This window comes from Streptomyces phaeolivaceus (genome assembly GCF_009184865.1).
In the GTDB taxonomy this organism is placed as follows: Bacteria; Actinomycetota; Actinomycetes; order Streptomycetales; family Streptomycetaceae; genus Streptomyces; species Streptomyces phaeolivaceus.
The window spans coordinates 2,658,666-2,678,720 of record NZ_CP045096.1; the positions used below are offsets into that span (position 1 = coordinate 2,658,666).

The 20,055-nt window shown below is 70.7% G+C and carries 17 protein-coding genes and 1 tRNA gene; 11 read left to right on the forward strand and 7 right to left on the reverse strand.

Translation table 11 applies throughout. From position 1 onward, the window contains the following. Nucleotides 1-70 precede the first annotated feature (70 nt). From F9278_RS12380 to F9278_RS12400, 4 genes are all read left to right on the forward strand, one after another. Entirely contained in the window at nt 71-1,765 is a 1,695-nt protein-coding gene (locus F9278_RS12380) for an alkaline phosphatase D family protein (RefSeq protein ID WP_152168374.1), read from the forward strand. 197 nt (nt 1,766-1,962) lie between these two features. Continuing rightward, on the forward strand, nt 1,963-3,999 hold the full coding sequence (locus F9278_RS12385) for an FAD/NAD(P)-binding protein (protein WP_152168375.1): 2,037 nt from the start codon (nt 1,963-1,965) through the stop codon (nt 3,997-3,999). An 84-nt stretch (nt 4,000-4,083) separates the two neighbouring features. Next, nucleotides 4,084-4,539, forward strand: a complete 456-nt coding sequence (locus tag F9278_RS12390) for a DoxX family protein (protein ID WP_152168376.1) — start codon at nt 4,084-4,086, stop codon at nt 4,537-4,539. A 276-nt stretch (nt 4,540-4,815) separates the two neighbouring features. Further along, complete coding sequence (locus F9278_RS12400) at nt 4,816-5,421, forward strand: DedA family protein (RefSeq protein ID WP_152168378.1); 606 nt, start codon at nt 4,816-4,818, stop codon at nt 5,419-5,421. 199 nt (nt 5,422-5,620) lie between these two features. Here the strand turns inward: F9278_RS12400 and F9278_RS12405 are convergent, their stop codons facing one another. Then, nucleotides 5,621-5,848, reverse strand: coding sequence for a DUF2277 domain-containing protein (locus F9278_RS12405; RefSeq protein WP_152168379.1), 228 nt, complete (start codon nt 5,846-5,848; stop codon nt 5,621-5,623). Nucleotides 5,849-6,034: 186 nt separating this feature from the next. On the opposite strand from F9278_RS12405, the gene F9278_RS12410 reads away from it, so the two are divergent. Continuing rightward, nucleotides 6,035-6,985, forward strand: a complete 951-nt coding sequence (locus tag F9278_RS12410; protein ID WP_152168380.1) for a ketopantoate reductase family protein — start codon at nt 6,035-6,037, stop codon at nt 6,983-6,985. 8 nt (nt 6,986-6,993) lie between these two features. On the opposite strand, the gene F9278_RS12415 is transcribed toward F9278_RS12410, so the two are convergent. Beyond that, nucleotides 6,994-7,920, reverse strand: coding sequence for a LysR family transcriptional regulator (locus F9278_RS12415; RefSeq protein ID WP_152168381.1), 927 nt, complete (start codon nt 7,918-7,920; stop codon nt 6,994-6,996). Nucleotides 7,921-8,073: 153 nt separating this feature from the next. Here F9278_RS12415 and F9278_RS12420 point away from each other — a divergent pair, with 153 nt between their 5' ends. Further along, a complete protein-coding gene (locus F9278_RS12420; protein ID WP_152168382.1) occupies nt 8,074-8,400 on the forward strand; it encodes a hypothetical protein in 327 nt (108 codons plus the stop codon). Nucleotides 8,401-8,478: 78 nt separating this feature from the next. On the opposite strand, the gene ltrA is transcribed toward F9278_RS12420, so the two are convergent. After that, the gene (gene ltrA / locus F9278_RS12425) at nt 8,479-9,732 is read right to left on the reverse strand and encodes a group II intron reverse transcriptase/maturase (protein ID WP_152167255.1); all 1,254 of its coding nucleotides are present in this window, start codon (nt 9,730-9,732) and stop codon (nt 8,479-8,481) included. Between the two features lie 642 nt (nt 9,733-10,374). Next, nucleotides 10,375-10,446: transfer RNA gene (locus F9278_RS12430), tRNA-Val, on the reverse strand. Between the two features lie 196 nt (nt 10,447-10,642). On the opposite strand from F9278_RS12430, the gene F9278_RS12435 reads away from it, so the two are divergent. The 3 genes from F9278_RS12435 (at nt 10,643) to F9278_RS12445 (ending at nt 13,761) form a co-directional block, all read left to right on the forward strand. Next, on the forward strand, nt 10,643-11,455 hold the full coding sequence (locus tag F9278_RS12435; protein WP_152168383.1) for a DUF4097 family beta strand repeat-containing protein: 813 nt from the start codon (nt 10,643-10,645) through the stop codon (nt 11,453-11,455). A 79-nt stretch (nt 11,456-11,534) separates the two neighbouring features. Next, nucleotides 11,535-13,052, forward strand: a complete 1,518-nt coding sequence (locus F9278_RS12440; RefSeq protein ID WP_226966721.1) for a hypothetical protein — start codon at nt 11,535-11,537, stop codon at nt 13,050-13,052. A 130-nt stretch (nt 13,053-13,182) separates the two neighbouring features. After that, nucleotides 13,183-13,761 (forward strand): DUF4383 domain-containing protein, encoded by a 579-nt coding sequence (locus F9278_RS12445; RefSeq protein WP_152168385.1) that lies wholly within the window; start codon nt 13,183-13,185, stop codon nt 13,759-13,761. A 19-nt stretch (nt 13,762-13,780) separates the two neighbouring features. On the opposite strand, the gene F9278_RS12450 is transcribed toward F9278_RS12445, so the two are convergent. The 3 genes from F9278_RS12450 to F9278_RS12460 form a co-directional block, all read right to left on the reverse strand. Next, a complete protein-coding gene (locus F9278_RS12450; protein WP_152168386.1) occupies nt 13,781-14,923 on the reverse strand; it encodes an amidase domain-containing protein in 1,143 nt (380 codons plus the stop codon). A gap of 134 nt (nt 14,924-15,057) precedes the next feature. Next, nucleotides 15,058-16,344 carry a polysaccharide deacetylase family protein gene (locus F9278_RS12455; RefSeq protein ID WP_152168387.1) on the reverse strand — a complete coding sequence of 429 codons (1,287 nt, stop codon included), beginning with the start codon at nt 16,342-16,344 and terminating at the stop codon, nt 15,058-15,060. A gap of 47 nt (nt 16,345-16,391) precedes the next feature. Then, nucleotides 16,392-18,518 (reverse strand): transglycosylase domain-containing protein, encoded by a 2,127-nt coding sequence (locus F9278_RS12460; RefSeq protein ID WP_152173821.1) that lies wholly within the window; start codon nt 18,516-18,518, stop codon nt 16,392-16,394. A gap of 470 nt (nt 18,519-18,988) precedes the next feature. Here F9278_RS12460 and F9278_RS12465 point away from each other — a divergent pair, with 470 nt between their 5' ends. After that, complete coding sequence (locus tag F9278_RS12465; RefSeq protein WP_152168388.1) at nt 18,989-19,210, forward strand: FmdB family zinc ribbon protein; 222 nt, start codon at nt 18,989-18,991, stop codon at nt 19,208-19,210. 114 nt (nt 19,211-19,324) lie between these two features. Beyond that, nucleotides 19,325-20,047, forward strand: coding sequence for a DedA family protein (locus F9278_RS12470; protein WP_404819009.1), 723 nt, complete (start codon nt 19,325-19,327; stop codon nt 20,045-20,047). Nucleotides 20,048-20,055 lie beyond the last annotated feature (8 nt).

The following is a 20,055-nucleotide window of genomic DNA, read 5'->3' on the forward strand; positions in this document are numbered from 1 at the left end:
GTGCTCCGGAACCTCCCCGTTCTCCTCCGTCGTTCCGTACCGTACGGGGCGACGGAGGAGAGTGATCGCTATGGCGGGGCTGCGCCTGGGACCACTGCTGAGATATGTGGACGGCTCGTCCGCGACCGTGTGGGTCGAGGCGAGCCGTCCCTGCGTCGCCGAGGTCCGCTGCGCCGGCGGCGGGCGCGGTGAGGCCCGCACCTTCCAGATCGCCGGCCACCACTACGCGCTGGTCCCGGTGACGGGCCTCGCCCCGGGCACGGCCTCGGCGTACGAGGTCCTCCTCGACTCCACCCCCGTCTGGCCCCTGCCGGACTCCCCCTTCCCGCCCTCCGAGATCCGCACCCCGGCCGAGGGCGACGCCGTCCGGGTCGCCTTCGGTTCCTGCCGCTGGGCCGCGCCGCCCGCCGGCGACCCGGACCCGGTGGGCCCGGACGCCCTGGACACCCTCGCGGCCCGCCTTGCCACCGAACCGGGCGCCGAGCGGCCCGACGTGCTCCTGCTCCTGGGCGACCAGGTCTACGCGGACGAGACCTCCAAGGCCACCGGCGCCTGGCTCGCCGCCCGCCGGAACCTGGCGGACCCGCCGGGCGACCAGGTGGCGGACTACGAGGAGTACACCCACCTCTATTACGAGTCCTGGCTCGACCCGGAGATCCGCTGGCTGCTCTCCACCGTCCCCAGCTGCATGATCTTCGACGACCACGACGTCATCGACGACTGGAACACCAGCGCGGCCTGGCTCGAAGCCATGCGGGCCACCCCCTGGTGGCGTGAGCGGATCCTGAGCGGCCTGATGTCGTACTGGGTCCACCAGCACCTCGGCAATCTCTCCCCCGCCGAACTGGCCGCCGACCCGGTCCACGCCGCCGTACGCGCCACCCCGGACGGTACGGACGCGCTGCGCGCCCACGCCTCCCGGGCCGACCGGGAACCGGCCTCGGTGCGCTGGAGCTACCGGCGGGACTTCGGCCGGGTACGGGTGCTGATGCTGGACACCCGGGCCGCGCGCGTCCTCGACGAGGGCGACCGCTCGATGCTGGACCCCGGCGAGGCCCGCTGGCTGCGCGACCAGGCCCTGGACACGCCCGGCTCGTACGACCATCTGCTCATCGGTACGTCCCTGCCCTGGCTGCTGCCCCAGCTGGTGCACGACGCCGAGTCCTGGAGCGCCGCGCTGTGCCGGGGCGAGCGCGGGGAGCGCTGGGCGCGGTTCGGGGAGAAGCTGCGCCAGGCCGCCGATCTGGAGCACTGGGCGGCCTTCCCCGCCTCCTTCGAGTCCCTGACCCGGCTCATCGCCGAGGCGGGCTCGGGCGCGGACGCCCCGGCGACCGTCCTCGTGCTCTCCGGCGACGTGCACCACGCGTACATCGCCGAGCCGTCCTGGCCGGAAACCGGACCCGGCGCCCCCGACGCCACTCCCACCACTCCCACCACTCCCGATACCCCCAACGCCCCCGACGCCCGCGTCCTTCAGCTCACCTGCTCCCCCGTGCACAACTCCATCCCGCTCTCGATAAGACTCGGCTTCCGTTTCGGCTGGAGCGGGACCGGGCGGGCGCTCGGCCGGTGGTTCGGGCGGCACGGGCGGGGGGAGCGGCCGTCGATCGACTGGCGCCGGACGGGCGGCCCCTGGTTCGGCAACCACCTCATGACGCTGACGCTGCACGGCCGTTCGGCACGGCTGCGGCTCGACCGCGCCGAGGCCGGGCGCGGCGCCAAGCCCCGTCTGAAGACACGGTCGGAGTCGACGCTCACTCCTTGATCCGCCCATTCCACACGGTTGCCACCCTTTGCGACCCCTTGCCGCCCCTTGTTACCCCTGTTGTCCGAGATGCTCGTGAGGCATCCCACACCTGGCGCGCCCGATGGGGCCCAGGGCTCCGATCCCGTGACGTACGGCGGCATGATGAGGCGGACCGTCCGCTTCCCGGCGGGCGGTCCGCCGCACCGCGCCCCACGATGCGCCCCACACGCACGGGAGTTACCCCCTTGTCCGATTTTCCAGGGATCAGTGACATCGGCAGTGACATCGGCATCGCGCTCGTCGGCGCCGGCCCGCGCGGCACCAGCGTCCTGGAACGCCTCTGTGCCTCCGCCCCCGAACTGCTCGCCCCCGGCACCCGTCTGACCGTCCATGTCGTCGATCCCGCGCCGCCGGGTCCGGGCCGGGTGTGGCGCACGGCCCAGTCCCCCCACCTGCTGATGAACACGGTGGCCTCCCAGGTCACCCTCTTCACCGACGACAGCGTGGACTGCTCGGGCCCGGTACGGCCGGGCCCGAGCCTGTACGAGTGGGCGGCCGAAGCGACCGGAACGACCGGCGGATCACCGGAGTTGGGGCCCGACGACTATCCGACCCGGGCCCGGTACGGCCGCTATCTGGAGTGGGTCTTCGCCGAGGTGGTGCGCGGCGCGCCGCCCGGCATCCGGGTCGAGGTGCACGGCACCCGCGCGGTCCGTCTGGACGACGAGCCCGACGGCGGCCAGCGGCTCACCCTCGCCTCCGGCCGCGTCCTCACCGGTCTCGCCGCCGTGGTCCTCACCCAGGGCCACCTCCCCGCCCTCCCCGACCGCACGGAACGCGACCTCACCGCGTACGCCGCCCGCCACCGTCTGCGCCACTTCCCGCCCGCCAACCCGGCCGACCTCGACCTCTCCCCCGTGGCCCCCGGTGAACCCGTCCTCCTGCGCGGCCTCGGTCTCAACTTCTTCGACCACATGGCCCTGCTGACGACCGGCCGGGGAGGCCGCTTCGTATACGACACCGGGGACACCGGCAGCACGCGGCGCCCGCGATACGTCCCCTCCGGCCACGAGCCCCGGTTGTACGCCGGCTCCCGGCGCGGTGTCCCGTACCAGGCACGCGGCGACAACGCCAAGGGCCCCTACGGCCGCCACACCCCGCTCGTCCTGACCCCCGAGGTCATCGCGGCCTTCCGCAAACGCGCGGACTCCGGCGAGGCGCCCGACTTCCTGGCGGAGATATGGCCGTTGGTCGCGAAGGAGGTGGAGACGGTCTACTACGAGGGGCTGTTGGACGCGGCGGCCCCACGGGACGCACCACGGGACTCGCCACGGGGCGACGCGCAGGACCGCCCACCACACACCCCCTTCCGCGACCGCTTCCTGACCGCCCCTCACCGGTCCCCCCAAGAAAGCGCCGTTCTCGACGAGTTCGGGGTGGCGGAGGCGGACCGGTGGTCCTGGGACCGGGTGTCGCGGCCGTACGCGGGACGGGAGTTCGCGGGCGCGGCGGAGTGGCGGGGGTGGCTGCTGGAGTATCTGCGGGAGGACGCGGCGCAGGCGGCGCTGGGGAACGTCGAGGGGCCGGTGAAGGCCGCGTTGGACGTGCTGCGGGACCTGCGCAACGAGCTGCGGCTGATCGTGGACCACGGCGGGCTGGCGGGCGGGTCGCGCCGGGAGCATCTGGACCGCTGGTACACCCCGCTGAACGCGTTCCTGTCGATCGGCCCGCCCCGCAGCCGTATCGAGGAGATGGCCGCGCTGATCGAGGCGGGCGTACTGACCGTGCTCGGCCCACGACTCCAGGTGCGCCAGGAGGACGGGGCCTGGCTGGCGCGCTCGCCGGACGTGCCGGGGTCGGCGGTGCGGGTGACGACGGTGGTCGAGGCCCGCCTCCCGGAGCCGGATCTGCGCAGGACGGCCGACGAGTTGCTCGCCGGGCTGCTGGCGGCGGGAGCGTGCCGCCCGCACCGGACGGACGGGTACGAGACGGGCGGACTGGACGTGACACCGCGCCCTTATCACCTGATAGACCGTCAAGGTGCCGCGCACGCACGGCGGTTCGCGTTCGGGGTACCCACGGAGGGCGTGCACTGGGTGACGGCGGCGGGCGCCCGGCCAGGGGTGGATTCGGTCACACTCTTGGACGCGGACGCGGTGGCGCGAGCCGTTCTACGTGCGACGACACCCGCGAACTCCCCTCAAGAGCAGGCAAAGAGCCGGCCAGATGTTGAACTTGCAAGCATTGATTAGGCCTGCCTAACGTGTGACTCACCGGTAATAACCGTCCCCACCGGTCCCACAAGGACCGGGTCACTACCGAAGGAGTCCCCCACTATGACCGGACGCCTCAACAGCGCCCAGCCATACGCCCTCGGACTGTTCCGCATCGTCATCGGTCTGCTCTTCACCTGCCACGGCGCCAAGAGCCTCTTCGGCGTCCTGGGCGGCGCGGACGGGCAGGGCGGCACCGTCGCCACCGGTTCCTGGCCCGGCTGGTACGCGGCCGTCATCCAACTCGTCGGCGGCGCCCTGGTCCTCCTGGGCCTCGGCACCCGCGCGGCGGCGTTCATCGCCTCCGGCTCCATGGCCTACGCGTACTTCAAGGTCCACCAGCCGCAGGCCCTGTGGCCGGTCGAGAACAGCGGTGAGGGCGCGGCCCTCTACTGCTGGGCCATGTTCCTGCTGATCTTCACCGGCTCCGGAGCACTCGGCCTCGACCGCCTCTTCGCCAAGCGCCAGTCCGCGTCCGCGGGCAGCACCACGGCGAGCAAGTCCCCTGTGGCGGCCTGACCCCACGAGCCAGAAGGAAGAAACCGGGGCCGCCGGGGAACACCACCCGGCGGCCCCTCCCCGCACTCTCACCACTTCCTCCTCCTCCCCCTCCTCCCCCTCCTCCCCCTCCTCCCCCTCCATCTCCTGTCCCCCTCTCCCCTCCCTCCCCCACTCCGAATGAACACGGTGTGACGGACACATGAGCCCCTGTGAGCCGTCCGTCATACCCGGGGCGTACGCTGTTCGGCTGTCACGGGTCGCCGTGGCGTCGGGGGAAAAACAGGAGAGTGCTCGGTGCTTGAGAGTCTGGGTTGGCTGGCCGCCGGCCCATGGATCTACGCCGTCGTGGGCGTGTCCATCGTGCTGGACGTGTTCCTCCCGGTGCTCCCGAGCGGTGTCCTGGTCGTCGCCGTGGCCACGGCCGCCGCGGCCGAGACGGCGGCGGGTGTGGCCCGTGAGGTCCCCGACATCCTGGTGCTGATGCTCTCGGCGGCGACCGCGTCCGTGCTCGGCGACCTGGTGGCGTACCGGCTGGCGTGGCGGGGAAGCGCCCGCCTGGACCGTGCCATCGCCCGGTCCCGCCGTCTGACGACCGCGCAGGAACGTCTCGGCGCCGCGCTCGCCCGGGGCGGCGGTCTGCTGGTGGTAGTCGCCCGCTTCGCCCCCGCGGGCCGCTCCGTGGTCTCGCTGGGCGCGGGCGCGGCCCGTCATCGCGCCCGCGACTTCCTGCCCTGGTCCGCGGTCGCCGGCCTCACCTGGGCCGCGTACAGCGTGGCCCTCGGCTACTTCGGCGCGCAGTGGCTCGGCCCCACCTGGCTGGCGACGGCGGTCTCCCTGGCCGCGCTCTTCGCCGCGGGCGCGGCGGCGGCGTACTTCATGCGTCGGCCTCAGCCACGCTGATCGGGGACGCGGCAGCACTCGGGCCGGAGGGGTGCGTTGTCGGGTGCGGGTCCGGTGGAGGTTCTCGCGCAGTTCCCCGCACCCCTAAAAGACACAGGCCCCCACGGGCCTGAAAAGCACGGGGCGCAGCCCCGGCTTTTCAGGGGCGCGGGGAACTGCGCGACCAGCCTCCACCGGACCCGCACCCGACAACGCACCCCTACCCCGCCCGCCGCGGAGCACCCCGCACCTCCAAGCCGGCCAGCAACTCGGCCGTCGCCTCGGCGATCGCGTCCACGGCCTGCTCGAAGACCTCACGGTTGTGTGCGGCGGGCGCGCGGAACCCGGAGACCTTACGGACGTACTGAAGCGCGGCGGCCCGGATGTCGTCCTCGGTGGCCTCTTCGGGCAGGACGGGCGGACGAAGCGTCTTGATACTGCGGCACATACCCCCAGTCTCGCGCGTGCGCCCCCACAACCCCAGACCACGAAGCCCGCAGGTCACCGCCTCCCCCGCGTACCCCCAAGCACACCCTTGGATATCGGCAAGTTCCCCCGAGGATTGACTCCCCCCCCTCCCCCTTGTGATCATCACCAGGACCGGCGCGACCCACCCGGCGGAAACGAGGGCACCATGACGAACGACCGGACGAACGACCGGACGAACGACCGGCTCACGGTGGCGGTGCTGGGACCGGGCGGTGTGGGCGGCCTGCTCGCCGCCCTCCTCTCCCGCGCCGGCAACCGAGTGATCTGCCTGGCCGGCGAGACCACCGCGGCGGCCCTGGCCAAGGACGGCATCCAGATCAGAAGCGCCCGCTTCGGCGACTTCACCGCCCGTGTGGAGACGGCGACCGAACTCCGCGAACCGGTCGACGCGGCACTGATCACGGTCAAGCACACGACCCTCGCCGCCTCCCTCGAACGCCTCCCGGCACCACCCCTCGGCCCCGACACCCTGGTCGTACCGTTCCTGAACGGCGTCGAGCACCCGGCGACCCTCCGCGCCCACTACGGCGACACCGTCCCCGTCGCCCCCGCCACCATCCGCGTCGAGTCGACCCGAATCGCCCCGGGCGTCATCGAACACGGCAGCCCCTTCGCGGAGGTCGACCTGACCGGCGACAGGGTCCCGCCGGGCCGCCTCAACTCCCTTGCCGGGGCCCTGGAATGGTCCGGCGTGGGCGCCCGCGTCCTGCCGGACGAGACGGCGGTGCTGTGGGCGAAGATGTCGTTCCTGGCCCCGTTCGCGCTGCTGACGACCCGTCACGGCCTGCCCCTCGGCGAGATCCGCACACGTCACCGCGCCCAACTGGCCGCCCTGGTCGAGGAGACGGCGGCGATCAGCGCGGCCTCCGGCGCCCCCGTGGACCCGGCCGAGGCCCTCCGCCGCTACGACGCCTTCCCGCCCGCCACCAGGTCCTCCATGCAGCGCGACGCGGAGAACGGGCGCCCCCTCGAACTGGACGCGATCGGCGGCGCGTTGCTCCGCGCGGCCGAACGCCACGGCGTACCGGCACCGGTGGCGACCGAGGTGGTGACGGACCTACGAGCGGCGGAGGGACCGCGGGCGACGCTCCCCTGACTCCGGCCTCACCCCTCGACCGCCCGCACCCCGCCCCCCACCCGCACCGCGTGCCGGGCCACCGTGTCGGCGAAGGCGCGGGCCGGGGGCGACAGCGCCTCCCAGCTCCGTACCGCCCAACCGACGGTGAGCGCGGGCAGATCGGGGATCGGGACGAAGCGCAGCCCGGGGTGGCCGGGGCCGGTCCAGCCCGGGAGCGCGGGGACGACGGCGTGGCCGACACCGAGTTCGGCGAGCAGGATCGCGGTGTCCCAGTCGGCGACACCGGCACCGGACGCACTGACGGTGATGCCCAACTCGCGGTAGGCGGCGGCGAGATGGGCGTACGAGGTGGAGTTCTCCGGCAGCCCGATGAGCCGCATCCCGTCCAGCTCCCGGCCCTCCACCCGTTCCCGTCCGGCGAGTTCGTCGTCGGCGCGGACGGCGAGCACCCAGGGCAGTTCCGCGACGGCCCGCTGTTCGATGCCACGGACGGCGGGCCCCAGGGTCAGCCACGACAGGTCGAGGTCCCGGGTCGGGTCGGCCAGCGCGTCACAGCAGCCGGCGCTCGACCGTACGGTCTGGAACTCCAGGCCCACGTCCGGGTAGGAGCGCCGGAAGTCGACGATGCCCTGCGCCATGAAGTGCCGCACGGTCGTACCGCCGGTCGCGATCCGTACGACCCCGCCGTCGCCGCGCACCATCTCGGCCAGCCGGCGCAGCGCGAGGTCGAGCCCGGTGATGCCCTCGGCCGCGGCCTCCTGGAGCACCCGTCCGGCCCGGGTGGGCACGACCCCCCGGGCCTGCCGCTCGACCAGCCCGACGCCGACTTCCCGCTCCAGCCGCCGTACGTGCTGGCTCACCGCCGACTGGGTGCAGCCCAGCTCCCGGGCCACCGCGCTGAGGCTCCCGGCCCGGCAGACGGCGACGAAGACACGGAGATCGTCGAGGGTCATGGCAGGACGATACCCAAGATGCCCAAGGTGGACCTTGGGTATGGAGCCGCCCTCCAAGCAGTCCCTCCTCCCGTCCACCCGTTCGAATGAACCCATGCCCGAAGTGACAGAAGGAACTCGCATCCCAAATTCGAACAGGCGTACCATTGCCGCGTGGCCAAGACCTATGACTTCCCCAGTGACCTCCTCGCCGGTCAGGAGGAGCTGCATCAGGTCCGGGCCGAGCTCCTGGCACTGCTGAAGCGGCTGCCCTGGTCGGTCGACCCCCTGGACGGATTCAGTGACGACAACGGCTGGCGGAAGATCGAACGCCCCGCCTCCCCGGGCTGGACGCCCGACGAGCAGGCCGAGGTCGAGAAGCTCCGCGAACGGGAACGCGAGCTGGCGGTCTTCGTGAGCTGCCACCGCTTCTGGGCGGAGGTCGCCACCGAGGAGAAGGTCGAGGCCCGCACGCGTCTGAAGCACGTGCGCGAGTCCTGACCCCGGATCGGGTAGGAGGGACGGGTCGCCCGTCCCTCCTCCCACACCACCGGACATGCGGGTCACGCATCCGGCGGTTCACCAAGCTGGTCTCAACCGTTGCCAGGTCGGCTTGAGCATCTTCAGGCCCAGGTCGTCCCAGTAGGAGATGGGCAGTGCCCTGTCCAGAACAGGTGACTTCGCGACCCGCCAGTAGCCTTTGCTGCTGGCCGCCCATTCCCGAGCATCACGCTCACCGATCCCGAGCGCCCGCAGGTTACGACGTCTGGTCGCGTACCGTTTCCATTCCTTCCAGCGGATCTGCCGCATCCTGCGACGGAACCACTTGTCCAGCTCCTGGAACACCTTGGGAGTGTCCGCGAGCTGGAAGTAGCCCATCCAGCCTGTGGTGAAGCGGTTGATCTGCGCGATGCGGTCAGCCATCGCAACGCTCCACCGGCGCGAGGTCAGCTCCTTGAGCCGAACCTTCAGGCGTTCGACCGCCTTCGGGTCGACCCGGACCCTGACCTTCCCACCCCGGACAAAGTAGAAGCCGAACCCCAGCATCGTCATGACGGAAGCTGGGACCACCTTCGACTTCACCCGGTTGACCTTCAGTTTCAGCCGCTGCTCGACCACGGCCGTGACCGAGTCGAGCACCCTCTGAGCAGCCCGCCTGCTCCGCACGAAGATCCGCAGATCGTCGGCGTAACGTGCGAACCGGTGACCGCGCCTGAACAGTTCCCGGTCCAGGTCGTCGAGCATGATGTTCGACAGGACGGGCGAGAGCGGGGAGCCCTGCGGGGTCCCCTCCCTGCCCGGCGTCTTCACGCCGTCCACCATGACCCCGGCTTCCAGATACCTGCGAACCAGCTTCAGGACCCTGCGGTCAGTGACCTTGCGCGCGACCCGTGCCATCAGGACATCGTGCTGGACCCGGTCGAAGAACCGGTCCAGATCAAGGTCCACGACCCACCGGTTGCCGTCCTCGATGGCACGCCGCGCGACCCTGACCGCCTGATGGGCGGACCGGCCGGGACGGAACCCGAAGGACGACCCCGAAAAACCAGGGTCGAAAATGGGCACGAGCACCTGCGCGACGGCCTGCTGGATCAAGCGGTCCAGCACCCGCGGCACCCCCAGCATCCGCTCACCGCCGCCAGGCTTCGGGATGATCACCTGACGGACCGGCGCCGGCCGGTAGATGCCCGCATCGAGTTCGGCCCGGACCTCGGGCCAGTGCACCGCGATCCACGGCCTGAGTTCGGCCGTGGTCATACCGTCCACCCCGGGAGCACCCCGGTTCACCTCGACACGGTTGAGCGCCGCGAGCAGGTTCTCCTTCGAGAGCATCAACTCCCAAAGCGAGGAACGCTGTTCGCGGTGAACGTCCTCCGTGGAGTGCGCCGACCGGCCACTACGCTCCGCCGTGGGCTCCGCCGGATGCACCGGCTCCTCCCCCCGCGGCACCGCCGAAGCAGTGTTGCTGCGGTCCCTGTGACCAGCACGAGCAACCACCACATCACCCGTTCCACTCGATGTTCAGCCCTTCCCAGCCACCGTGCCCATCCCGGCTGGTACTACGGCCTCTGCTGACTTCTGCCCGGTCAGCCCGCACCTTCCAGCACGGACCGTCGGCGCGGCGACATCTTCAGCACAACCGACACCCGGACAGATCTCCCCAGGTAAGAACGATCACTGTCCCTGGATCCCCGCCGCGTCTACGCACTGGCCTTCTTGGCGGTGACGGGCTTCACCTTCGCGTGCAGGCTCACCCGACCAGTACGCCTCATACACGGTTCGTGTTCCTCGGTACCCAGGTCTCGCCTCGGGCTTCCTCCAGACCCCACCTCACGATGACGCCCTTGCCTCCGGCTCGGGGTTAGCACCACCTCTTCCCCCAGGGGACTTCCACCCCCAAGCAACCGCCCATGCTGGGCGCACACGCACGAAGACCCCGGCCGTGGACCGGCCGGGGTCTTCGTCGCCTACGGGTGGGCATGGACGGTTTCGAACCGCCGACATCCTGCTTGTAAGGCAGGCGCTCTACCCCTGAGCTACACGCCCGAGTACGAGCCGACAGCCTACATTGCGCGAGGCGGTGCCCGGCAAACCAGTAACCGGGGGTTTTCCCCACCCCCGATCCGGGAGCGGCCCGGATCCCCCTGAACTCCCATGCTCCGTACGGTCTGAAGGACAGCGAAGAACAGCGCGGGACAGCGCGGTTCAGCGGCTCGGGACCAAGCCCCAGGGGGAGATCGTCATGGCACGTACGGCACGTACGGCTCGTACGACACACACGGCACGTACGACGCGCAGGTCACGTACGGGAGCGGTGGCCGTCGCCGGGCTCGCCGTCGCGCTCATGGCGTCCGTCGCCGCGTGCGGGGCCGATGCCTCGGCGGACCGGGAGCCGGAGCGGCGGAGCTTCGCGCTCGACGGACGGACGCTCACGGTCGACTCGGACGACTCCGCGCTGGAACTGGTCGCGGCGGACGTGGACGAGGTCGAGGTGACCCGGTGGTTCGAGGGGCGGGTCATGGTCGGTGGGAAGCCTCGGGTGACCTGGGAGATGAAGGACGACCGGCTGAAGCTGCGGGTGGAGTGCTCCGGCATGGTCGCCGACTGCGCGGCCAGGCACCGGATCGAGGTGCCGCGCGGGGTCGCCGTCGCCGTGACGAGCGACGACGGCAGTGTGACCGCCAAGGGCTTCGCGGAGCCGCTGGAGGTGCGGTCGGCCGACGGTGCCGTACGGGTCGCCGACTCCACCGGGCCGCTGGAGCTGCACACCGACGACGGTTCGGTGCGGGCGCTGGACGTGGAGTCGCGGAGCGTCAAGGTGAGCACGAAGGACGGTTCGGTCAAGCTCGAACTCGGCGTCGTACCGGACCTGGTGGAGACCCTCAGCGACGACGGCTCGATCAGTATCGCCTTGCCGCGCGACACCTCGTACCGGGTCGAGACCGGCAGCGACGACGGTTCCGTGGAGGTGTCGGTGCCGCGTGACGAGCGCAGCTCCCATGTGGTGACCGCCCACAGCCAGGACGGTTCGGTGAAGGTGCGGAACGTGGACTGAGCGCCGTCCGGGAAGCTCGAACCGATCGCCCCGTGTTTTCGTCCTTGACCGGTGGGAGAATGGGCACCGGTCAGGGCGGATGACAGCACGGGAGAGGGATGTGACGGCGACACCTGCAGAGCCGTACACGCCGAGTGCGCCGAGCGCACGACACACCCACAGCCGTGCACCACGACCAGAACCGCACAACCGGGCACCACGACCAGAACCGCACAACCGGGCACCACGACCGGAACCGGGCAGCCGCGCGCCACGACCGGAGTCCTACCGCCGTCGCTCCCCCGTCCGGGACGCCGTGGCCCTCCTCGCGCTCCCCCTGCTCGCCGCCCTCGTCCTGCCCGCGGCCTTCGCCGGAGGCGGTACGCGGCGGTGGTTCGGGGGCCGGGCCGAGGGGCAGCGGGCCGAGGCGCAGGCGGCGAAGGACGCGGCGGCGGCGGCGTTCTACGAGCTGGACACCGCACAGCGGGATCTGCGGATCTCGATAGAGACGATCACGGCGGTGGACGACTCCCCGGGCGCCCGCCGGGCGGCGGACGGCTTCGCGGCGCTGGGCCGGCGGATCGACGAGGTCAGCCACCAGTACATCAACGCCGTCGACGCCCATGACCTGGACCGGGACGATCTGGAGGCGTCGGCGGCCTCCCGGGCGCGCGCCGAGCTGACGGCGGCCAAGGAGGAGCTGGGGCGGGTCAAGCAGGAGCTGGACCGGTTCGCCCAGGGGCTCGGCCCGCTGCTCGGCACCGCCGAGACCCAGCTGGCCCGCCTGGTCCCGGCGGTGGAGCGCGCCCGGCAGGGCCTGCTGGCCGCCTCGAACGCGCTGGACGCCGTACGGGGTTCGGGGCTGAAGGCCGACGATCTCGCCGCCCGGCTCGCGGCCCTCGCGCCGGAGCTGACCAAGCTGAACCAGGGGGCGGGGCAGCACGGCGTGCGGGAGACGCTGGAGCGGGCCGACCGGGTCGTGCGCGAGGCGGAGGCGGTGCGGGCGGAGGCCGAGCGGCTGCCGGAGAAGGCCGCCGAGATCGATCACCGGCTGGTGTCGCTGCGTACCCGCGCGGAGGCGCTGGGCACCCGGGCGGGCCAGGTGCCGCAGGTGCTGAGCGAGCTGCGGCGGCGGTTCGTGGCGGCCTGCTGGCAGGACCTCCAGCAGGTGCCGGACCAGGCCGCGCGGGACGTCGAGCAGGCGCAGCTGAAGCTGCGGGAGGCGCGGGCCGCGCGGGACGAGCAGCGCTGGCCGGACGCGACCTCGCTGCTGTCGACGGTCCGGGCGCTGCTGAACCACACCGACGAGGCGGTCTCGGCGGCCGGTGACCGGCTGCGGCGGCTGAACGCCGTGCAGAAGGACCCGCAGCAGGAGATCGACCGGACCAGGTTCGCGATCCGGGACGCCCAGCGGCTGGCCATGACCGGGCGCTCCACGCCGGAGCCGCGCCATGCCCGTCCGCTGGACGACTCCGTGGGCCGGCTGGACCGGGCGATCGCCACGCTGGAGGGGCGTCACCCCGACTACTGGCACTTTCTGACGGAGACCGAGGCGGTGCGGCAGAACGTGGGGCGTGTGGTGGATCTGATCCGCAAGGAGCGTGGGGCGGGGGCCTGAGTTCCACGGCCTCGTCCTCGGGCCCCGGACGGGCCGGATCCGCGCGGGGTTGCCCGCCCGAGCGGCCCGGCGGATGCTGAGGAGGTAGGCAGGCAGGCCTCCGCTCATGCTCGCGCGATGGGAGGCGGACATGGCCACACATGCCACGCACACGGTGCGTCCGGGCAAGGGTCGGCACGCGGGTTCCCGACGGCGGATCAGGATCGACGAGCATCTGCCCGTCGATCATCGGCTCAGCAGGGTCTACCGGTTCGGGGCCGGCCTGATGGGGCTGTTCCTGGTCGTCTTCGGCGTCCTCGGCCTGATCGACAAGGTGGGCTGGTTCGACACCGGCGGCGACGAGGTCGTGGGGCTGAACACCAACGGCACGCTGAGCGTGCTGTCGATCGCCGTGGGGCTGCTGCTGCTCGTCGGCATGGTGATCGGCGGGAACTTCGCCTCCACGCTGAACATGACCCTGGGCGTCCTGTTCATCCTGAGCGGCTTCGCCAACATGGCGCTGCTGGACACCGACTCCAACTTCCTGGCGTTCCGCATCCAGAACGTCCTGTTCAGCTTTGTCGTCGGGATCCTGCTGATGACGTTCGGGATGTACGGCAGGGTCGGCACGGCGCTGCCGCACGACAACCCGTACTGGCGGGCCCGTCACCCGGAACGGGCCGGCGCCCTCCCCGAGTCCGGGACGGACGACGGGAAGGGCGCCGGGTGAGACACCGTGCTCGCTGGGCTCAGGTGCGGTACGCGAAGTAGTTCGCGGTCGGGTACGAGGCGATGACGCTCGCGACCGAACGGCGGTAGGTGTCCGCGTCGTGGTACGTCAGGTACGGGACGCCGCTGGAGCTGCGGTAGGTCGTCATCATGGAGTGGTCCTTGGACCCGTCCTTGTCGAAGTCGACCTGCATCACGTCGCCGACGTCCATCTGGTAGACGTTCGCGAGCGCGGTGGTCCGCTTGGCGGTCTGGGTGAACCAGGACCACTCGTTGACGCCTATCCAGGCGTCGGCCGTACCGTTCGAGGCGTAGTACCAGGTGTCGTACTCCTCGGGCGTGACCGTGGAGATCTGCTTCCAGCCGCCCGCCAGGAGGCCCTGGCTGAGGTAGTTGGTGCAGTCGCCGCCCGCGGAGTTGTACTTGCGGTACGCCGGGTTGTAGTTCTTCCAGTACTTCTCGGTGTACGTGGCCATCGCCCTGTAGTCGTAGGCGCCGCCGGTGAGCGTCTTCGGCTTGGGGGCCGGGTTGGGCGTGGTGGCCGCCTTGGGGGCCTGGTGCACGGCCATCGTGGAGCGGCTGAGCTTGGCGTCCGCCGAGGCGGTCACGGGCTCGTTGATGCGCGGGGCGCCGCCGTCCGTGGAACGCATCGCGGTGAGCTGCCAGGTGCCGTTCGCCTGCGCGGTGAAGGTCAGCACGTGGTGCGCGTCGAAACCGGTGGAGGCGGGCTCGTCGCCGCGTATCTTCTTGTACTTGAGGCTCGTGGTCTCGGTGACCTTGACCGTGGCCTTCTTGCCCTTGACCGTGGCGCCGTCGACGGTGACCTTCGTGTCCGCCGAGGTGTAGGCCTCGCCCAGCCCGGCCAGGCGGGACTTGGTGCCCTTGAGGGCGGTCAGCTTGCCGTCCTCGGACTTCTTCTGAGCTGCGGACAGCTGGACGCCACCGGTGGGCTTGAGCGCCTTGCGGGCGGCCTTGCTGCCGAGCAGGACGGCGGTGCGGTCGGTGAGCACGTTGTCCGCGACACGACCGAAGGCGTCCTTGGTGGCCTTGGTGACCTTGGGCGTCGACGCGGCGGCGTGCGCGGCGGTGACGGGCAGCAGTGCGGATGCCAGCACGGCCGCCGTGAGGGTCGAGCCTGCGAGGCTCAACGTCCTTGATCTCACTGGGAATCTCCTTGACCCCGGGTTGGTCTTACCCGAGAGACGAATCTTTACATGACCTCCTCAAGAGGAGTGAGGTCGGGGGGAATAACAACTGCGCAACATGGGTATTCGCGCGAATACCTCGCGACGGTCGCCTACTTCACCACGGTCGCCCAGTCGGACGGGGCCTGGGCGGGGTCGAGCCCGCGCAGGTTCGCCAGGGTCTGCGGCGACTGGACGTCCATCCAGTCGGCGAGTTCGTCGAAGGACACGCACTTCACGTCCTTCTTCACGCACACGGTCTTGATGACCTCGTCGACGGCGTTCATGTAGATGCCGCCGTTCCACTGCTCGAAGTGGTTGCCGATGAGCAGGGGCGCCCGGCTGCCGTAGTACACGCGGTTGAAGCCGGCCATGTAGGTGTCGATGGTCTCCTGCTGCCAGGTGGAGTACATCGCGGGATCGCCGTCGGTCTGGCCCTCTGACTGGTTGTAGAGGAAGTTGAAGTCCATCGACAGGGCCTGGTAGTCGTCGTTGAAGGGGAGCATCTGCAGCGGGAAGTCCCAGATGCCGTTCTTCTTGCCGGGCCACACCTGGTAGGCGCCGGGCGAGCTGGCGTCGTAGCGGTAGCCGAAGTCCTTGACGGCCTTCACCAGGTTCTCCTGGCCCTCCAGACAGGGGGCGCGGCCGCCCTTGACGGCGTCGACGGTGAAGGGCAGCGGGTCGAGGTCGGTGTCACCGGTGTTGGTCTTCCAGTTGGCGACGAAGTCGTTGAACTCCTTGATCTCCTGCTTCCATTCCGCGACGCTCCAGTCGCCGCCGCCCTTCTCGCCGCAGAAGTGGCCGTTGAAGTGGGTGCCTATCTCGTTGCCCTCCTTCCACGCCTCGCTCAGCTCCGCCAGGGTGGTGCGGATGTGCTCGTCGGTGGGGTAGCTGATCGCGGCGGCGCCCTTGTCGTGCTGCGGCGGGTCGTAGAGGTCCCGCTTCGCCTTGGGCAGCAGATAGATGCCGGTGAGGAAGAACGTCATATGGGCGTCGTACTTCTTCGCCATCTGCCGGTAGTGCTCGAAGAGGTTGTCGTCCCCGGCGAGCGCGCCGTCCCAGGAGAAGACGACGAACTGCGGCGGCTTCTCGCCCTTCTTGAGCGGTACGGCCTTCAACCGGCCCTTCTGCGGGCCCGTGTAGGAGGTGGAGCCATCCCCGATGATCTTCGTCTTGCCGTCCCAGACGGGTTCCTTCTTCGTGGCCCCCTTGTCGCTGCCGCTGCCGGCCGACGAAGCGGTCGGCGCGGTGTCGGCCGAACGATTCAGCACCAGATAGCCGCCGACCAGCGAGGCGACCACGAGGAGCGCGGCCAGGGTCAGGAACTGGGGGCGGGTGGTGCGGCGCGGCGGACGCGCCTTGCGACGGCGGCCCTTGTGCGGCTTGCTGCCAGGGTTCATGTACGGCTCATTCTGCGAGGGTGGCGGGTGCGGGTGCTCATCGGTGGTCAGCCGATACTCATCGCACTGGACCAGATGTCGTAGGGGATTCCGGAATTGGGTGTTCCGGCGATCCCGTCGAGCGGCAGCGGCTCCAGGCTCTTGGCGAGGTCGATGCGGTAGACGACGACGGCGGTGGACACGTCGTCGGCCGTTCCGACATACCAGGCGGCCTTGTCGTCCTGGGTGGTGCCGCCCTTGGCGGCCACCTCGTAGGAGGCGGCACCGGGCGAGGCGGGGTGGGCGGCGCGGTAGGCGTCGGTGAGCGCCGACGTCACCTCGGCGGCCACCTCGGAGCCCACGGCCCGTTTCGGCTTGGGGGTGTTCAGGGCGACCTTGGACCCGTTGTGGGTCATCTTCCGCACGGAGTACGGCTCGGTGTGCTTCCCCGAGGCGGCGAAGGTGCTGTAGCCGCTGGCCATACGGATCGCGCTGGGCGTGGCGCTGCCCACGGACAGCGCGGGCACCTGGGCGCCCAGGCTGGAGGAGAGCAGTCCGGCGGCCTCGGCGGTGTCGCGCACCTTGTCCAGGCCGGTGTCCATGCCCAGTTGCATGAACGGGGTGTTCACCGATCCGGCGAGCGCGTCGTGCAGGCTGATCGGGCCCCAGGACTTCTTGCCGTCGTTGTGGGCGGAGACCTGGTCGCCGTCCCGGTCCCAGTACGGCCCCTCGGGGGTGGTCACCGGGACGGCGTCGTTCCCGTCGTAGATCGTCTGCGGGGTGACAGGTGTAGCCTCGCCGCCGCGTTCCTTCACGACACCGTGTTCCAGACCGGCCGCGTAGACGAACGGCAGGAAGGCCGAGCCGGACGGGACGGTGGTCGCGTTGGACTCGTTGTAGCCCTGGCTGCGGTGGTCGGGGCCGCCGTACACGGCGACGATCCGCCCGTCGGCGTCGACCGAGGAGGCGCCGATGTGGGCGGTCCGCGCCTTCTTCGGGTTGTCCTTGCGCACGTCCTTGCGTGCCTTGGTCACGGCGTCGGTCAGCTCGTTCTGCCGGTCCTTGTCGAAGGTCGTGTAGATCTGGTAGCCGCCCCGGTCGAACTCCTGGGCCGTGAGGTTCGAGGCCTTCAGCGCGTACTGGGAGGCCAGCTGCACCAGGTAGTCGGTCTGCTTTCCGGTGTCGTACTGGCTGGACTGTTCGATCGGCTCGGGGAACTTGGTGTACTTGGCGCGCTCGGCCTTGGACAGCTTGCCGATGGCGACCATCCGGTCCAGGATCCACTCCCAGCGCTCGACCGCCCGCTCGTGGTTGGCCTTGCTCAGGGTGGGGTCGTAGAGGCCCGCGCCCTTGAGGAGGGAGGCGAGGACCGCGGCCTCGCTGACGTTCAGCTCGCTGACGTCCTTGCCGTAGTACGCCTGGGCGGCCCGCTGGATGCCGTAGGTGCCGCGGCCGAACCAGCTGGTGTTGAGGTAGCCCTCCAGGATCTCGTCCTTGCTCATCTGGTTGTCGAGCTTGAGGGCGATCATCGCCTCGTCGAACTTGCGGCCGAGCGAACGATCCTGCGACAGGTACACGTTCTTCACGTACTGCTGGGTGATCGTCGAGCCGCCCTGGGTGTCGCCCTCGCCGACGGTCCGCACCAGGGCGCGGGTGATACCGCTGACGGAGATACCGGGGTCGGAGTAGAAGCTCGCGTTCTCCGCCGAGAGGACCGCCCAGCGCACGTCCTCGGGGACGTCCTTCAACGGCATCGCCTGCCGCCGCACCCAGCCGGTGCGGGCCATCGGCGTGCCGTCGGACCAGAAGTACACATTGTCCTGCTGGGTGGCGAAGGTGTTGAGGTCGGCCGGTATGTCCGTGGCGGCGTAGGCGACGGTCAGGAACATGCCGCCGCAGCCCGCGGTCAGCCCCGCGGCGGCCAGCGACTGCCGCCAGGACGGCACCCAGCGCCGCCAGTCCGTACGGCCGGGACGCGGGTACCGCGGGCGCAGCCGGCGGGCGAACGGGGCGAAAGGCGCCAGCCGGGAGCCGGCGACGGCGGTGAATCTGGCCAGAACAGACGGCCTGGGCGCCTTGCGTCTGCCCCTCTTTCCCGGTTTCGGCTGCTCCTGCGGAAGGTCGAACGCGCCCGGCTCGGGCAGCCGCAGCTGCATGGTCTCGTCCGGCGGGGCGGGCGGAAGCTTCAGCTGCATCGTGAGGTCGGACTCCCGCACCTCCTCGCCCCGCCCCTCCGCCGGGGCACGCCGACGGCGCGCACGGCGCTCACCCTCGGAACCGGTCATGTTCCCCGGGTCAGTCACGCCGGGCTCCCGCACCCGGGCGGCACCGGCGATGCACGGCAATCGTTCGGCCCCGCGCGGCAACCGTCCGCCCGCGCACGGCGACTTTACGACCGGGACACATGGCTCCCGATCGACAAAGGACAGCGGTCACTACTGTCCCCCCTCCCCACTTGGCATCGCCCGTGTGGACGGTCACAGCCGCCACACCCGCGGCCGTGAGCCCCCTGTTCCCCCAGCCTTTCGGCCTCCACACAGCGACCACAAATTATCAGTCACTTTCACAACTGCTTCTGTCAGTAGCGTGAAAATTTGGCCAGTGTGATCGACCAGCCAAACACAAGCCCCCTTGCCCCCGGCCCGACGACGGCTAGCCTGGGCCCATGCCTCGCTACGAGTACCGCTGCCGGACCTGCGGCGACACCTTCGAACTGAGCCGCCCGATGGCCGAGTCGTCCGCCCCCGCGGACTGCCCCGATGGCCACTCCGACACGGTCAAGCTTCTGTCGACGGTCGCCGTCGGAGGGTCGGCCGTCGCGTCCGCACCCACGCCCCGGACAGGCGGCGGCGGTGGCGGGTGCTGCGGAGGCGGCTGCTGCGGTTGATCAACACACTTCGATCAACGGTCGACGGGCCGTGATCGTTCACCGTTCCGCCGGCGTCCGGGTTTTCTCAGGCTCTCTTCAGCTTCGCTCGCCTAGCGTGCCCCCATGACAGCCATGCAAGCGGAGTCGATGAGCGGCGCGCCCCTGTGGATCATCGGTCTGATGGATCTGCTGGGCGCGCCGGGCGCGGGCCTCGCGGTCGCGCTGGAGAACCTCTTCCCGCCGATCCCCAGCGAGGTCGTCCTCCCCCTCGCCGGCTTCGCCGCGAGCACCGGGCAGATCAGCCTCCTGGCCGCCCTGCTGTGGACCACCGCCGGTTCGGTCGTCGGCGCCCTCGCCCTCTACGGCGTCGGCGCCGCCCTCGGCCGCGAGCGCACGGTCGCCATCGCCGCCAGGCTGCCCCTGGTCAAGGTCTCGGACATCGAGCGGACGGAGGCGTGGTTCCTCCGGCACGGCACCAAGGCGATCTTCTTCGGCCGGATGATCCCCGTCTTCCGCAGCCTGATCTCCGTCCCCGCCGGCGTGGAACGCATGCCCCTGCCGGTCTTCACCCTCCTCACCGCCCTCGGCAGCGCCCTGTGGAACACGGCCTTCGTCCTGGCCGGCTACTTCCTGGGCGCCAACTGGACAGAGGTGACGGCGATAGCCTCGACCTACTCCAAGATCGTCCTGGCGGGAGCGGCCCTGGCGGTCCTGGCGTTCGCGGTGGCCCGCTTCCTGAAGAGGCGCAGGCCCTCTTCAGGGGCGCGGGGCGCTGACACAAGCGGCTCCGCCGCGCGGGCGCGACAAGCCACGACGAACCCACAGCCCGAAACGCACAGCACCCCCACCCCCTGACCGGCCCC

Excerpts from the sequence above, each read along its gene's own strand:
- F9278_RS12380 (WP_152168374.1), top strand. The coding sequence starts at position 71 with ATGGCGGGGCTGCGCCTGGGACCACTGCTGAGATATGTGGACGGCTCG.
- F9278_RS12385 (WP_152168375.1), top strand. The coding sequence starts at position 1,963 with ATGCGCCCCACACGCACGGGAGTTACCCCCTTGTCCGATTTTCCAGGG.
- F9278_RS12390 (WP_152168376.1), top strand. The coding sequence starts at position 4,084 with ATGACCGGACGCCTCAACAGCGCCCAGCCATACGCCCTCGGACTGTTC.
- F9278_RS12405 (WP_152168379.1), bottom strand. The coding sequence starts at position 5,848 with ATGTGCCGCAGTATCAAGACGCTTCGTCCGCCCGTCCTGCCCGAAGAG.
- F9278_RS12410 (WP_152168380.1), top strand. The coding sequence starts at position 6,035 with ATGACGAACGACCGGACGAACGACCGGACGAACGACCGGCTCACGGTG.
- F9278_RS12415 (WP_152168381.1), bottom strand. The coding sequence starts at position 7,920 with ATGACCCTCGACGATCTCCGTGTCTTCGTCGCCGTCTGCCGGGCCGGG.
- ltrA (WP_152167255.1), bottom strand. The coding sequence starts at position 9,732 with ATGCTCTCGAAGGAGAACCTGCTCGCGGCGCTCAACCGTGTCGAGGTG.
- F9278_RS12435 (WP_152168383.1), top strand. The coding sequence starts at position 10,643 with ATGGCACGTACGGCACGTACGGCTCGTACGACACACACGGCACGTACG.
- F9278_RS12440 (WP_226966721.1), top strand. The coding sequence starts at position 11,535 with ATGACAGCACGGGAGAGGGATGTGACGGCGACACCTGCAGAGCCGTAC.
- F9278_RS12445 (WP_152168385.1), top strand. The coding sequence starts at position 13,183 with ATGGCCACACATGCCACGCACACGGTGCGTCCGGGCAAGGGTCGGCAC.
- F9278_RS12455 (WP_152168387.1), bottom strand. The coding sequence starts at position 16,344 with ATGAACCCTGGCAGCAAGCCGCACAAGGGCCGCCGTCGCAAGGCGCGT.
- F9278_RS12460 (WP_152173821.1), bottom strand. The coding sequence starts at position 18,518 with ATGCAGCTGAAGCTTCCGCCCGCCCCGCCGGACGAGACCATGCAGCTG.
- F9278_RS12465 (WP_152168388.1), top strand. The coding sequence starts at position 18,989 with ATGCCTCGCTACGAGTACCGCTGCCGGACCTGCGGCGACACCTTCGAA.
- F9278_RS12470 (WP_404819009.1), top strand. The coding sequence starts at position 19,325 with ATGCAAGCGGAGTCGATGAGCGGCGCGCCCCTGTGGATCATCGGTCTG.